Source organism: Allonocardiopsis opalescens (genome assembly GCF_003002095.1).
Lineage (GTDB): Bacteria > Actinomycetota > Actinomycetes > Streptosporangiales > Streptosporangiaceae > Allonocardiopsis > Allonocardiopsis opalescens.
In genome coordinates this window covers 430407-446723 of the sequence record NZ_PVZC01000001.1, presented here as the reverse complement: position 1 = coordinate 446723, position 16317 = coordinate 430407, and the positions used below count along the sequence as shown (strand labels likewise).

Annotated in this window: 1 protein-coding gene; it reads right to left on the bottom strand. The window is 78.4% G+C overall.

The genetic code is table 11. The annotated features are described in order from the left end of the window. Positions 1 to 16218: a type I polyketide synthase gene (locus CLV72_RS01710; protein WP_106238009.1), complete on the bottom strand. Its 16218-nt coding sequence runs from the start codon at positions 16216 to 16218 to the stop codon at positions 1 to 3. Positions 16219 to 16317: the final 99 nt, after the last annotated feature.

The following is a 16317-nucleotide window of genomic DNA, read 5'->3' as shown; positions in this document are numbered from 1 at the left end:
TCACAGCTCCTGCGTCGTGTTGTCAAGGTCAAGGTCGTCGAGCGCCAGGCTGATCAGGCTCTCGGTGTCCATGGCGTCGATGTCGTCGGCGTCGCCCGGCTCGTCCTGCTCCGGGTCCGCGTCCTCGATCCCGGCGAGTTCGAGCAGGCCGTCCAGCAGGCCGGCATCGCGCAGGCGGGTGATCGGGATGGCGGCCAGCGCCGCCCGCAGCCGCTCCTCCTGCGACTCCAGCCGCTCCTCCTCGGCCCGGTCCGGGACCAGCTCCGCGCCGATGCGCTCCGCGAGGACCTGCGCGTTCGGGTAGTCGAAGACGGCGGTGGCGGGCAGCCGCAGCCCGGTCGCCCGGTTCAGCCCGTTGCGCAGCTCCACCGCGCTCAGCGAGTCGAAGCCGAGTTCCTGGAAGGCGCGCTCGGGCTCCACCGCGTCCGCCCCGGCGTGGCCGAGCACCGAGGCGACGTGCGCGCGGACCAGGTCGAGCAGCGCCTGGCTCCGCTCCGGCCCCGTCAGTCCGGCCAGCCGCTCGGCGAGGCCGTCCGCCTGGGGCGCGGCGGCCGCGGCGCCGCGGCGGGCCGGGGGGACCAGGCGGCGCAGGATGGCGGGCACGCCGTCGGCCCGGCTGCGCAGGGCCGCCTCGTCCAGCCGGATCGGCGCCAGGGACGCGTCACCGGCGGCCAGCGCGGCGTCCCACAGCGCGAGCCCCTGCTCGGCGGAGAGCGGCAGCATGCCCCAGCGGGCGATGCGGGCTACATCGGCCGCCGCGAGCAGGCCGCCCATGCCCTGGGCCGCGTCCCACAGGCCCCAGGCCAGCGAGAGCGCGGGCAGGCCCTCGGCCCGCCGCTGCCGGGCCAGCGCGTCCACGAACACGTTGGCCGCCGCGTAGTTGCCCTGGCCGGGGTTGTCCACCAGGGCGGCGGAGGAGGAGAAGACGGCGAAGAGCGACAGGTCCAGCTCACGGGTCAGCTCGTGCAGGTGCCAGGCCGCGTCCGCCTTCGGCGCGAGCACCAGGTCGAAGTGCTCCGGGGTCAGGTCCGCCACCACGGCGTTGGCGCCGAGGCCCGCCGAGTGCACCACCCCGGTCAGCGGGGCGTCGGCGGGGACCTCCGCCAGCAGCGAGCGCAGCGCCTCCCGGTCACCGACGTCGCAGGCGGCCACCCGCACGTGCGCGCCCATCGACTCCAGCCCGGCGACCAGTTCGGCGGCACCGTCCGCCTTCGGTCCGCTCCGGCTGGCCAGCAGCAGGTGCCGGACGCCGTACCGGGCGACCAGGTGCCGGGCGACCGCGCCGCCCAGCCCACCGGTGCCGCCGGTGACCAGCACCGTCCCGGCCGCGAGCGCCGCGCCGCCGCCGGCGGGGGCCGGGTCCGCGCCGGCCGGGACGCGTGCGAGCCGGGGCGCCAGCAGCCGCTCGCCGCGCACCGCGAGCTGTGGTTCCGGCGAGGCCGCCGCGGCGAGCAGGGCCGACGGCGCGGGCTCGGCCGCGTCCAGGTCGAGCAGGGCGAAGCGGTCGGGCACCTCCGCCTGGGCCGCCCGGAGCAGCCCCCACAGCGGGGCGTGCGCGAGGTCGGGCACGCCCTCGCCGGGCAGCGCCTCGACGGCGCCGCGCGTCACCACCACCAGGCGGGAGCCGCTGAGCCGGTCGTCGGCCAGCCACTCCCGCACCGCGGCGGCGGCGCCGTCCAGGGCCGAGCGGACCGCCGCCGGCAGCCCGGCCGCCGGCGCCCCGGTGTAGGGCAGGAAGACCGTGTCGGGCACGGGCGCCCCGGCGTCGAGCGCGGCCCGCAGCGCGGCGAGGTCCGGGTGGGCGGGCAGCTCCGCGAGGGCCCCGCCCAGGACGGCCGTGCGGGCGGCGCCGGTGCCGGTCGGCGCGGGCACGTCCTCCCACTCGACCCGGAACAGGGAGTCGTGCCGGCCGCCGCGGGCCGATCGGGCCGCCGCCAGCTGCTCCGGCGACACCGTGCGGGCGACCAGCGCCGCGATGGACGCCACCGGCGCCCCGGTCGGGTCGGCGAGCGTGACGGACTTCCCGCCGCCCGCCGCCGGGGCGATCCGCACCCGCACCCGGGAGGCGCCGCCCGCGTGCAGCTCGACGCCGGACCAGGAGAAGGGGATGGCGGGGCCGGCGTACTCGCCCTCGGGCTCGTTGAGGAAGCCCGCGTGCAGCGCCGTGTCGAGCAGCGCCGGGTGGACGCCGTAGCCGCCGGCCTCGTCGGCGGCGGGCTCCGGCAGCGCCACTTCGGCGAAGACCTCGTCGCCGCGCCGCCAGACGGCGCGGAGCCCCTGGAAGGCGGGGCCGTAGCCGAAGCCGCCCTCGGCCAGCTCGGGGTAGAAGCCGGCCAGCGGGACGGGCTCGGCGCCGCGCGGCGGCCAGACCGCCAGGTCCGGCTCTGCCGCCGCCGGTCCGCCGCCGGGGAGGAGGGAGCCGGTCGCGTGCCGGGTCCACGGCGCGCCGGGGGCGGCGTCGTCGGGGCGGGAGTAGAGGCGGACCCGGTACCGGCCCGGGTCGCCGCCGGCGCCGTCCTCGGGATCGGCCACCACCTGGAGCGCGAGCCCGGTGTGCTCGGGCACCAGCAGCGGTGCTTCCAGGGTCAGCTCGTCCAGCACGGGGCGGCCGACCTCGTCGCCGGCCCGGATCGCCAGTTCCACCAGCGCGGTCCCCGGCACCAGCACGGTGCCCAGCACCTCGTGGTCGGCGAGCCAGGGGTGGGTGGCCAGGGACAGCCGGCCGGTCAGCGTCACGGCGCCGCCGTCGGGGTCGGCGAGCACCGCGCCCAGCAGCGGGTGCCCGGCGGCGGCCTGGCCGAGGCCCGCGGCGTCGCCCGCCTGGCCGGTCGCGAGGGCGGAGTCCAGCCAGTAGCGCTGCCGCTGGAAGGCGTAGGTGGGCAGCTCCACCCGGGCCGGACGCGCGGGCAGCAGCGCCGCCCACTCGACCGGCGCGCCGTGGGCGTGCAGGGTCGCCAGGGCGGTGACGGCCTGGCGCACCTCGTCGCGGTCGCGCCGCGAGGCGGCCACCACGGCGGACTGGGCGGCCGCCTCGTCCAGGGTCTCCAGCATCGGCGAGGCCAGCACGCTGTCCGGGCCGATCTCCAGGAACGAGCGGACGCCCTCCGCGCGGAGCGTGCCGATCCCGGCGGCGAAGCGCACCGCCGCGCGGACGTGCCGCACCCAGTAGCCGGGGGTGGCGATCTCGTCCCCGGCCAGGCCGCCGGACACGTTCGACACCACGGGGATCTCCGGCGGCCGGAAGTCCAGGCCGCCGATCGCGGCCGCGAACTCGGCCAGCATCGGCTCCATCAGCGGCGAGTGGAAGGCGTGCGAGACCCGCAGCTCACGGGTCTTGTGCCCGGCGTCGCGCAGCCGGCCCGCGATGCCCGCCACGGCCTCGCGGGCGCCCGACACCACCAGCGAGGCGGGACCGTTGACCGCGGCGATCCCCGCCCGGTCCTCGATCCCGGCCAGGAAGGGCAGCACCTCGTCCTCGGCCGCCTGCACCGCCACCATGGCGCCGCCGGCCGGGAGCGCCTGCATGAGGCGGCCGCGCGCCGCGACCAGCGCGCACGCGTCGGCGAGCGAGAGGACCCCGGCGACGTGCGCGGCGCCGATCTCGCCGATGGAGTGCCCGGCGACGAAGTCCGGGCGCACCCCCCAGGACTCCAGCAGCCGGAACAGCGCCACCTCGAAGGCGAACAGCCCCGCCTGGGTGTAGAGCGTCTGGTCCACCAGGCCCGCGCGCTCCGACTCCGGTCCGGCCCACAGCACCCCGCGCAGCGACGCGGCCGCCGCTTCGCGCAGCGGTTCGGCGAGCAGCGCGTCGAACCCGGCGCAGACCGCGTCGAAGTTCGCGGCGAAGACCGGGAAGGCGGCGTGCAGCTCGCGGCCCATGCCGAGCCGCTGGGAGCCCTGCCCGGAGAAGACCGCGGCCAGCCCGCCGGAGCGGGCCGTCCCGCGCACCGCGGCCGGGTGCGGCTCGCCCGCCGCCAGGGCGCGCAGCCCGTCCACGGCTTCGGCGCGGTCGGCGGCCAGCACGACGGCCCGGTGGTCCAGCGCCGAGCGCGTCCGCACCAGGGCGGCCGCGATGTCGGGCAGTTCGCCGTCCGCGCGCTCGGCCAGGAAGCCGGCCAGCCGTTCGGCCTGGGCGGCCAGCCCGCGCTCGCCCCGGCCCGACACCGCGACCGGCACCAGCGGCGGCGCGGGCCGAGCGCCGGCGGGCTCGGCCGCCGCGCCGGCCGGTTCCTCGGCCGGCGCCTGCTCGATGATGACGTGCGCGTTGGTGCCGCTGATCCCGAAGGACGACACTCCCGCCCGGCGCGGATGCCCGTCCGCCTCCCAGGGGCGCGGCTCGGTCAGCAGCTCCACCGCGCCCGCCGACCAGTCCACCTTGGTGCTGGGCGCGTCCACGTGCAGCGTCCTGGGCATCACCCCGTTCCGGATCGCCAGCACGGTCTTGATGACTCCGCCGACCCCGGCGGCGGCCTGGGCGTGCCCGATATTGGACTTCAGCGAGCCCAGGTAGAGCGGCCGGTCCTGGGCGTGCTCCCGGCCGTAGGTGGCCAGGAGGGCCTGGGCCTCGATCGGGTCGCCCAGGGTGGTGCCGGTGCCGTGCGCCTCCACCAGGTCCACCTGGTCGGCCCGCACCCCGGCGGACGCGAGCGCCTGGCGGATCACCCGGATCTGGGCGGGGCCGTTGGGCGCGGTGATGCCGTTGGACGCCCCGTCCTGGTTGACGGCCGAGCCCCGGACCACGGCGAGCACCTGGTGCCCGTTGCGGCGCGCGTCGGACAGCCGCTCCAGCACCAGGACGCCCGCGCCCTCGGACCAGCCGACGCCGTCGGCCGCGTCGGCGAAGGACTTGCACCGCCCGTCGGCGGCCAGGCCGCGCTGCCGGCTGAACTCCACGAACGACGCGGGCGTGGCCATCACCGTCACACCGCCCGCCAGGGCCAGCGAGCACTCGCCCGACCGCAGCGCCTGGGCGGCCCAGTGCAGCGCGACCAGGGAGGAGGAGCAGGCGGTGTCCACCGTGACGGCGGGGCCCTCCAGGCCGAAGGTGTAGGCGACGCGGCCCGACACCATGCTGCCGCCGCCGCCCGCGTTGCCCGCGTAGTCGTGGTACATCACCCCGGCGAAGACGCCGGTGGGGCTGCCCTTCAGCGCGGCGGGGTCGATGCCCGCGCGCTCCAGCGCCTCCCAGCTGCTCTCCAGCAGCAGCCGCTGCTGCGGGTCGAGGATGGTCGCCTCGGCCGGGCTGATCCCGAAGAAGTCCGGGTCGAACTCGGCCGCGTCGTACAGGAAGCCGCCCTCCCGGGTGTAGGAGGTGTCGGCGCGCTCCCCCGAGGGGTCGTAGAGGCCGTCCAGGTCCCAGCCCCGGTCGGCCGGGAACAGCGAGACGCCGTCGCCGCCCTGCTCGACCAGCCGCCACAGCTCCTCGGGGCTGCTCACCCCGCCCGGATAGCGGCAGGCCATCCCGACGATCGCGATCGGCTCGTCCGCCGGCGCCGCCGCCGACCCGGCCGCCGCGGCCCGGTCCGCGGTCCCCGCCACCTCGGCCAGCAGGTGCTCGGCCAGCACCAGCGGAGTCGGGTAGTCGAAGACCAGGGTCGCCGGCAGGCGCAGCCCCGTCGCCTTGCCCAGCCCGTTGCGGAACTCCACCGCCGTCAGCGAGTCGAAGCCGACGTCCTGGAAGGCCCGGTCCGGCTCGACCGCCTCGGCGCCGGCGTGGCCGAGCACCGCCGCGGCCTGCGCGCGCACCAGGTCCAGCACCAGCTTGCGACGACGGGCCGGCTCCACCCCGGCCAGCCGCTCCGCGAGGGCCGAAGCGGCCGGGCGGCCGCCGCCGGCGGCCGCCCGCCGCGCCGGGCGGCCGACCAGGCCGCGCAGCAGCCAGGGCACCTCGTCGGCCTCGGCCCGCCGCAGCAGCGCCAGATCCCACTTCACCGGCACCAGCACCGGGTCGCCGGCCGCCAGGGCGGCGTCGAACAGCTCCAGCCCCTCCGCGTCGGCGAGGGCGAGCACGCCGCCCTTGGCCAGCCGGCCCAGATCGGCCTCGGTCAGCCGGCCGGCCATGCCGCCGGTCCGCCGCCACAGGCCCCAGGCCAGTGAGACGGCGGGCAGCCCGGCGGCGCGGCGGTGCTGGGCGAGGGCGTCCAGGAAGGTGTTGGCCGCCGCGTAGTTGGCCTGGCCCGCGCCGCCGGTCGTGCCCGCGCCCGCGGAGAACAGGGCGAACAGCCCCAGGTCGAGATCGCGGGTCAGCTCGTGCAGGTGCCAGGCGGCGTCGGCCTTGGGCCGCAGCACCGCGTCCAGCCGCTCGGGGGTCAGCGCGGTGACGATCCCGTCGTCCAGTACACCGGCCGTGTGCACCACGCCGGTCAGCGGGGCGTCGGCGGGAAGGCCCGCCAGCAGCGCGGCCAGCGCCTCCCGGTCCGCCACGTCGCAGCCGGCCACCCGCACCGAGGCGCCCAGCCCCTCCAGTTCGGCCACCAGTTCGGCCGCACCCGGAGCGTCGGCGCCGCGCCGGCTGGCCAGCAGCAGGCTCCGCACCCCGTACTCGGCCACCAGATGCCGCGCCACCAGCGCACCCAGCCCACCGGTCCCGCCGGTGACCAGCACCGTCCCGGCCGCCAGCCGCTCCCGCGCGACGGCGGGGCCGGCCGCCCGGCCGGATCCGGCGGGCACCTGGGCCAGGCGGGGCACCAGGACCTCCCCGCCGCGCACGGCCAGCTGCGGCTCGCCGGTCGCCAGCGCCGCGCGCAGCGGGCCGGCGCCGTCGCCCTCCTGCACGTCCACCAGGACGAAGCGCCCCGGGTGCTCGGCCTGCGCGGCCCGCACCAGGCCCCAGACGGCGGCCGCGCCGACATCGGCCGCGCCCTCGCCCGGCACGGCCTCCACCGCGCCCCGCGTCACCACCGCGAGCCGGGTGTCGGCCAGCCGCTCATCCGCCAGCAGCGCCCGCACCGCGGCCAGGGCCTGCCGGGCGGCGGTGCGGGCGGCGGCCGCCGCGTCGCCGCCCGCGCCGGAGCAGCGCAGCACCACCGCCGCCGGAGCGGCCGCGCCCTCCGCGAGGGCGGCGGCGAGCGCGGCCAGGTCCTCGGCGGCCGGCTCCAGGCCCGGGACCGGCGGCACCTGGCCCACGGCCGCGATCCGGTCGGGGCCGGACGACGGAGCGGCGCGGGCGGCGGCCCACTCCAGCCGGTACAGCGACTCGTGCCGGCCGGCGGGGGCGGCCCGCAGCCGCTCGCCCGGCACCGGCCGCAGGGTCAGCGAGCCGACCGAGGCGACGGGCACGCCCTCGGCGTCGGCCAGCCGGATGCGCACGCCGTCGCCGGCCGCCGCCGCGATGTGCACCCGCAGCTCGGTGGCGCCGGTGGCGTGCAGCTCAACGCCCGACCAGGCGAAGGGGACCGCCGCGGCGCCCGTCTCCGCGCCCGCTCCGCCCGCGAAGGCGATCGGGTGCAGGGCGGCGTCCAGGAGCGCGGGGTGGATGCCGAAGGCGGCGGCGCCGTCCGGCCCGCCGGGCAGCGCGACCTCGGCGTAGACCTCCTCGCCGTGCCGCCAGGCGGCGCGCAGCCCCTGGAACAGCGGCCCGTACTCCAGCCCCGACCGGGCCAGCTCCGGGTAGAAGCCGGCCAGCTCGACGGCTTCGGCGTCGCGGGGCGGCCAGACCGACAGGTCCGGTTCCGGGCGGTCAGCGGCCGGTGCGGCGGCGGCCAGGGTGCCGGTGGCGTGGCAGGTCCAGCCGGTGGCCGCCGGGGCGTCCTCGGGGCGCGAGTACAGCTCCACGCTCCGGCGGCCCGCCTCGTCGGCGGCGCCCACCACCACCTGGACGGCGATCCGCGCCGCCTCGCCGAGCACCAGCGGCGCCTGGAGGGTCAGCTCCTCCAGCACCGCGCAGCCCGCCTCGTCGCCGGCCCGCACGGCCAGCTCCACCAGCGCGGTGCCGGGGACCAGCACGGTGCCGAGCACCTGGTGGTCGGCGAGCCAGGGCTGGGCGTCCAGGGAGAGGCGGCCGGTCAGCGTGACCGTGTCGCCCTCGGGAGCCGCCACCACCGCCGCGAGCAGGGGGTGTTCGGCCGGGCGGAGTCCGGCGGCGGCGAGGTCGCCGGGCGCGGTGCCCGCGGTGTCGAACCAGTACCGCTGCCGCTGGAAGGCGTAGGTGGGCAGCTCCGCGGCGATCCGGGCCCGGCCCGCAGCGGCGGGCGCCCCGCCGGTGAGGACCGGGGTCCAGTCGACGCGGGCGCCGTGCGCGTGCAGTTCGGCCAGCGCGGTGACGGCCTGCCGCGCCTCCTCGCGGTCGCGGCGCGCGGCGGGCACGACGGCGGCCTGCTCGGCCGCCTCGCCCAGGGTCTCCAGCACCGGGGAGGCGAGCACGCTGTCGGGACCGATCTCCAGGAAGGAGCGCACGCCCCGGCCGTGCAGGGCCCGCACGCCGTCCGCGAAGCGGACGGGGCGCCGGACGTGCCGCACCCAGTAGCCCGGGGTGGCGATCTCGTCCCCGGCCGGCTCGCCGGACACGTTGGACACCACCGGGATCTCCGGCGCGTGGAACGACAGGCCGCTGACGGCCTGCTCGAACTCGGCGAGCATCGGGTCCATCAGCGGCGAGTGGAAGGCGTGCGAGACCCGCAGCGGCCGCGTCTTGTGGCCCGCCTCGGCCAGCCGCGCCGCCACGGCGGCCACGGCCTCGCCCGCCCCGGAGACCACGACCGAGGCCGGGCCGTTCACGGCCGCGATCCCGACCCGGTCCTCGACACCGGCCAGGAAGGGGAGCACGGTCTCCTCGGCCGCCTGGACGGCGACCATGGCGCCGCCGGACGGGAGCGCCTGCATCAGGCGCCCGCGCGCCGCCACCAGGGCGCACGCGTCCGCCAGCGACAGCACCCCGGCGACGTGCGCGGCGCTGATCTCCCCGATCGAGTGGCCCGCCAGGAAGTCCGGACGCACCCCCCACGACTCCACCAGCCGGAACAGCGCCACCTCGAAGGCGAACAGACCCGCCTGGGTGTAGAGCGTCTGGTCCAGCAGCTCCGCCCGCTCGTCACCGGGCTCCGCCCACAGCACCGCGCGCAGCGGCTCGCCGAGCAGCCCGTCCAGCAGGCCGCACACCTCGTCGAAGGCGGCGGCGAACACCGGGAAGGCGGCGTGCAGCTCCCGCCCCATCCCGGGCCGCTGCGAACCCTGGCCGGAGAAGAGCACGGCCACGCCGCCCGCGCGGGCCGCGCCGCGCACCAGCGCCGGGTGCGGCTCGCCCGCCGCGAGGGCGCGCAGCCCGGCCAGGGCCTCGGCGCGGTCGGCGGCCACCACCGCGGCCCGGTGGTCCAGCAGCGCGCGCCCGTCCGCGAGGGCGGCGGCCGCGTCCCGGAGCGCGAGGTCCTCGCGCTCGGCCAGGAAGGCGGCCAGCCGCCCGGCCTGGGCGGCCAGCGCCTCGGCCGTCCTGGCCGACACGGCGACCGGCACCACCGGCGCCGGGTCGGCGGGCGTTCCGGCGGCACCGTCCCCGGTCGCGGCGGGCTCCGCCTCGTTCTCGGCCGGCGGCTGCTCGATCACGACGTGCGCGTTGGTGCCGCTGATCCCGAAGGACGACACCCCGGCGCGGCGGGGGCGGCCCTCGGCCGCCCAGGCGCGGGGCTCGGTCAGCAGCTCGACCGCTCCCCCGGACCAGTCCACCTGCGAGGACGGCGCGTCCACGTGCAGCGTCTTCGGCATCAGCCCGTGCCGCATCGCCTGCACCATCTTGATCACGCCCGCCACCCCGGCGGCCGCCTGGGCATGCCCGATGTTGGACTTCAGCGAGCCCAGGTACAGCGGCCGGCCCTCCGGCCGGTCCTGCCCGTAGGTGGCCAGGAGGGCCTGCGCCTCGATCGGGTCCCCCAGCGTCGTACCGGTACCGTGCGCCTCCACCACGTCCACCTCGGCCGGCGCGAGCCCCGCGCCGGCCAGCGCCTGGCGGATCACCCGCTGCTGCGAGGGCCCGTTGGGCGCGGTCAGCCCGTTGGACGCCCCGTCCTGGTTCACGGCGCTGCCCCGCACCACCGCGAGGACCTGGTGCCCGTTGCGGCGCGCGTCCGACAAGCGCTCCAGCACCAGCATCCCCACACCCTCGGACCAGCCGGTCCCGTCGGCCGCGTCCGCGAAGGACTTGCACCGCCCGTCCGGCGCCAGCCCGCCCTGGCGGCTGAAGGCGACGAAGGACTCCGGACTCGACATGACGGTGACGCCCCCGGCGAGGGCCAGCGAGCACTCCCCCGCGCGGAGCGCCTGCGCCGCCCAGTGCAGCGCGACCAGCGACGACGAGCACGCGGTGTCCACCGTCACCGCCGGGCCCTCCAGGCCGAGGGCGTAGGCGACCCGGCCGGAGGTGACCGCGCCCGCGTTGCCGGTGCCCAGGTACGCCTCGACGTCCTCGGGCACGGCCGCCGGCAGCGAGGTGTACTCGCTGCCGCCGGCGCCGACGAAGACGCCGACCGGTGCGCCGCGCAGGGAGTCGGCGGGGATGCCCGCCCGCTCGACGGCCTCCCACGAGGTCTCCAGCACGAGGCGCTGCTGGGGGTCCATGGCCAGCGCCTCGCGGGGGCTGATCCCGAAGAAGGCGGCGTCGAACTCGGCGGCGTCGTAGAGGAAGCCGCCGCGGTCGGTGGGCGCGGCGCCGTCCGGGCCGGTCTCCAGCGCGCGCAGCCGCTCCAGGTCCCAGCCCCGGTCGGCCGGGAACTCGGCGATCCCCTCGCCGCCCTCGGCCACCAGCCGCCACAGGTCCTCGGGGCTCGCCACCCCGCCCGGATACCGGCAGGCCATCCCGACGATCGCGATCGGGTCGCCGTCGTGCCGGACCGCGACGGGGGCGGCCGCGGCCGCCCCGGCGGTGCCGGCGACCGCGCCGAGCAGCAGTTCGGCGAGGGCGGCCGGGGTGGGGTGGTCGAAGACCAGCGTGGCGGGCAGCCGCAGCCCGGTGGCGGCGTTCAGCGCGTTGCGCAGTTCGACGGCGGTGAGCGAGGTGAAGCCGAGGTCCTGGAAGGCCCGGTCCGGCTCGACGGCGCCGGCGTCCGGGTGGCCCAGGACGGCAGCCACCTGGGCGCGCACCAGTTCGAGTACGGCCTGTCCGCGCTCGTGCTCGCCCAGTCCGGCCAGCCGGTCGGCGAGCGGGCCGCCGCGCCCGTCGTCCGCGCCGCCGGCCGCGGCGCGCCGGGCCGGCCGGCCCACCAGGCCGCGCAGCAGCGGGGGCAGCTCCTCGGCCGGGGCGCGCCGCAGCACGGACAGGTCCAGGCGGGCCGGCACCAGCAGCGGCTCGGGGCGGGCGAGGGCGGCGTCGAACAGGGCCATGCCCTCGGCGGCCGGCAGGCCGAGGATGCCGCCGCGCGCCATGCGCGCGATGTCGGCGTCGGACAGGTGCGCGGTGAGGCCGGTGCGCTCGCCCCACAGCCCCCAGGCCAGCGAGTGGGCCGGGAGCCCGGCCGCGCGCCGGTGCTGGGCGAGGGCGTCCAGGAAGGTGTTGGCGGCGGCGTAGTTGCCCTGGCCCGCGCCGCCGAGCACGCCGGCCATCGCGGAGAACATCGCGAACAGCGAGAGGTCCAGGTCCCGGGTCAGCTCGTGCAGGTTCCAGGCCGCGTCGACCTTCGGGGTGAGGACGCCGGCCAGCCGCTCGGGGGTCAGCGAGGAGACGAGCCCGTCGTCGAGCACACCGGCGGTGTGGACCACGCCGGTCAGCGGCGCCTCGGCCGGGACCTCGGCCAGCAGCTCCCGCAGCCGCCGCCGGTCGGAGACGTCGCAGGCGGCGACGCGGGCGGTGGCGCCCAGGGCGGCCAGCTCGGCCACCAGCTCGGCCGCTCCGGGGGCGGCCGGGCCGCGCCTGCCGACCAGCAGCAGCCGGCGCACGCCGTGCGCGGCCGCCAGGTGCCGGGCGACCTGGGCGCCGAGGCCGCCCGTCCCGCCGGTGATCAGCACGGTTCCCGCCGGGTCGATCCGGGGGCCGGGGGCGGCCGGCTCTACCGGCACCCGCGCCAGGCGCGGGGCCAGCAGCTCCCCGCCCCGCACGGCGAGCTGCGGTTCGGCCGAGCCGAGCGCGGCCGGCAGCGCCGCGGCCCCGGACGCGGCGAGGTCGACCAGGGCGAGCCTGCCCGGGTTCTCGGCCTGCGCGGACCGCACCAGGCCCCACACCGGCGCGGCCGCCAGGTCCGCGACGCCCTCGCCCGGGACCGCTTCCACCGCGCCGTGCGTCACCACGGCCAGCCGGGCGGCGGCGAGCCGGGGATCGGCGGGCCAGGCGCGCAGCACCGCGAGCACCTCCCGCGCGGCCGCGTGGGCCTGTGCTGCCGTGTCACCGCCCTCAGCGGCGGGGCACGGCAGCACCACCACGTCCGGCACCGGCGCGCCCGCGTTCAGGGCGGCGCCGAGCGCGGCGAGGCCGGAGTGGCGGCTCGCGCCGGGCAGCCGGTCCAGCTCGGGCAGGCCGTCGCCGAGCACGGCCGGCCGCTCGGGTGCCTGGTGCCGGGCGCCGGGCAGCGGCGCCCAGACGACGCGGAACAGCGACTCGTGCTCCCCGTGCCGCGCGGTGCGCAGCAGCTCCGCCGTGACCGGTTCCCGCTCCAGCGAGCCGATCGACAGCACCGGCGCGCCGGACGCGTCGGCCGCCTCGATCGCGAGCCCCGACGCCCCGGCCGGGGCGATGCGGACGCGCAGCCGGTCCGCGCCCTCGGCGTGCAGGGCGACGCCCGACCAGGCGGCCGGGATGAGCGGGCCGCCGGGCTCGGCCAGGGCGGCCGCGTGCAGGGCGGCGTCGAGCAGGGCGGGATGGAGCCCGAAGTCGCGGGCGCCGGCGGCGGGCCCGTCCGGGAGCGCCACTTCGGCGAAGACCTCGTCGCCGCGGCGCCAGGCGGCGCGGAGCCCCTGGAAGGCCGGGCCGTAGGCCGCCCCCCGTTCGGCCAGCCGCCGGTAGCCGCCGTCCAGGGCCATCGGCTGCGCGCCGGGCGGCGGCCAGGCCGCCAGGTCGGCGGGGTCGGCCGGGGCGCTCAGCGCCGGAGCCAGTACGCCGGCGGCGTGCCGGACCCAGGGGGCGTCGGCGGCCGCGCCGGCGGCGTGCGAATGGATCTCGACCGTGCGCCGCCCGTCGGCGTCGGCGGCCCCGACCACGACCTGCACGGCGCGGCGGGCGCCCGGCTCCAGCACCAGCGGCGCCTCCACCGCCAGCTCCGCCAGGGCGGCGCAGCCCGCCTCGTCGCCGGCCCGGACCGCCAGCTCCACCAGCGCGGCGCCCGGGAGCAGCACGGTGTCCAGCATCCGGTGATCGGCCAGCCAGGGGTGCGTGTCCAGCGAGAGTCGGCCGGTCAGCACCACGCCGTCCGAGCCCGGCGAGGCGACGACCGCGCCGAGCAGCGGGTGCTCGGCGGCGCGCAGGCCGGCGGAGGCGACGTCTCCGCTGCCGGACGCGGCGCCCGCCGCGTCGAGCCAGTAGCGCCGCCGCTGGAAGGCGTAGGTGGGCAGCTCCACCCGCCGGGTGCCGGGGGGCAGCGGCGCCGCCCAGTCCAGGGGCGCGCCGGCGCAGTAGAGCGCGCCCGCGCCCGCGAGCAGCGCTTCGGCCTCGCCCCGGTCGCGGCGGGCGGCCGGGACCACCGCGGCCTGGGCGGCCGCCTCGCCCAGGGTCTCCAGCACCGGGGAGGCGAGCACGCTGTCCGGGCCGATCTCCAGGAAGACCCGCACCTCCTCGGCATGCAGGGCGCGCACGCCGTCCGCGAAGCGGACCGCGGCGCGCACGTGCCGCACCCAGTAGCCGGGGGTGGCGATCTCGTCCCCGGCCAGGGCACCGGTCACGTTGGACACCACGGGAACGCGTGGGGCCTGGAAGGACAGGTTCGCGATCGCCGCTTCGAAGTCGGCCAGCATCGGGTCCATCAGCGGCGAGTGGAAGGCGTGCGAGACCCGCAGCGGCCGCGTCTTGTGCCCCGACTCGGCCAACCGGGCGGCGATCCCGGCCACGGCCCCGCGGTCACCGGAGACCACGACCGAGGCCGGGCCGTTCACGGCCGCGATCCCCACCCGGTCCTCGGCGCCGGCCAGGAAGGGCAGCACGGTGTCCTCGGCGGCCTGCACCGCCACCATCACCCCGCCGTCCGGGAGCGCCTGCATCAGGCGGCCGCGCGCCGCCACCAGGGCGCACGCGTCGGCCAGGGAGAGCACGCCCGCGACGTGCGCCGCGCTGATCTCCCCGATGGAGTGCCCGGCCACGAAATCGGGCACGACGCCCCAGGACTCCAGCAGCCGGAACAGCGCCACCTCGAAGGCGAACAGCCCCGCCTGGGTGAACACCGTCCGGTCCAGCAGCCCGGCCCGCTCGCTCTCGGGCTCCCCCCACAGCACCTCGCGCAGCGACGCGGCCCCCGCCTCAGCCAGCGGCTCGGCGAGGTGCGCGTCCAGATGTGCGCACGCCGCGTCGAAGGCGGCCGCGAACACCGGGAAGGCGGCGTGCAGCTCGCGCCCCATCCCGGGCCGCTGCGAACCCTGGCCCGAGAAGACGACGGCCAGCCCGCCCTCGCGCGCCGCCCCCCGCACCAGCTTCGGATGCGCTTCCCCGGCGGCCAGCGCGCGCAGCCCGTCCAGAGCCTCGGCGCGGTCGGCGGCCAGCACCACGGCCCGGTGGTCCAGCGCCGAGCGGGTGCCGACCAGGGCGGCCGCCAGGTCGGGCAGCGCCAGGTCGCCGTGCTCGGCGACGAAGTCGGCCAGCCGTCCGGCCTGGGCGGCCAGCCCGCGCTCGCCCCGGCCCGACACCACCACCGGCAGCAGCGGCGGCGCCGGCGCCTCGGCGGCCGCCGCTGCGTCCGAACCGTCGTCCGTTCCGTCGGCCGCTTTCTCGGCCGGTGCCTGCTCGATGATGACGTGCGCGTTGGTGCCGCTGATGCCGAAGGACGAGACTCCCGCCCGCCGGGGGCGGCCGTCCGCCTCCCACGGGCGCGGCTCGGTCAGCAGCTCAACGGCGCCCGCCGACCAGTCGACCTGCGAGGACGGCGCGTCCACGTGCAGGGTGCCGGGCATCAGCCCGTTCCGGATGGCCTGCACCATCTTGATCACGCCCGCGACGCCCGCCGCCGCCTGGGCGTGCCCGATATTGGACTTCAGCGAACCCAGGTACAGCGGGCGGTCGTCGGGCCGCTCCTGGCCGTAGGTGGCGATCAGCGCCTGGGCCTCGATCGGGTCCCCCAGCGTGGTGCCGGTCCCGTGCGCCTCCACCACGTCCACGCTAGACGGCACCACGCCCGCCGCCGCGAGCGCCTGGCGGATCACCCGCTGCTGCGAGGGCCCGTTGGGCGCGGTCAGCCCGTTGGACGCCCCGTCCTGATTGACGGCCGAACCCCGCACCACCGCCAGCACCTGGTGCCCGTTGCGGCGCGCGTCCGACAAGCGCTCCAGCACCAGCATCCCCACACCCTCGGACCAGCCGGTCCCGTCGGCCGCGTCCGCGAAGGACTTGCACCGGCCGTCCCGGGCCAGGCCGCTCTGCCGGCTGAAGGAGGTGAAGGTGGTGGGGGTGGCCATGACCGCGACGCCGCCGGCCAGCGCCAGGGTGCAGGCGTCATCGCGCAGGGCCTGCACCGCCAGGTGCAGGGCGACCAGGGAGGACGAGCAGGCCGTGTCCACGGTGACCGCGGGGCCTTCGAGGCCGAGGGTGTAGGACACCCGCCCGGAGATCACCGCCCCGAGCGCGCCGGTGCCCAGGTGCGCCTCGATCTCCTCGGGCACGGCGGGGACCAGGTCCAGGTAGTCCTGGTTGCCGGCGCCGACGAAGACGCCGACCGGTGCGCCGCGCAGGGAGTCGGCGGGGATGCCGGCCCGCTCGAATGCCTCCCAGGAGGTCTCCAGCACGAGGCGCTGGTGCGGGTCCATGGCCAGCGCCTCGCGCGGGCTGATCCCGAAGAAGTCGGCGTCGAACTCCGGCGCCTCGTGCAGGAAGCCGCCGAAGCGGGTGTGGGAGCCGCCGGAGCGCTCCGGGTCGGGGTCGTGCAGCCGCTCCAGGTCCCAGCCCCGGTCGGCCGGGAACTCGCTGATCCCCTCGCGGCCCTCGGCCACCAGCCGCCACAGGTCCTCGGGGCCGGCCACTCCGCCGGGGTAGCGGCAGGCCATCCCCACGATCGCGACCGGCTCGCGCTCGCGGTCCTCGACCTCCCGCAGCCGCTGCCTGGTCTGGTGCAGATCGGCGGTGACGCGCTTGAGGTAGTCGAGGATCTTCTCTTCGCTGTTCCCCACCTGGCACCCCACTGACGAAATCACAATTCCAGGACACGCCAATGCGAGGCAATTGGCGAGAGACTTCAGAGCGGCAATGACGGCGATAACGGCAAGGAC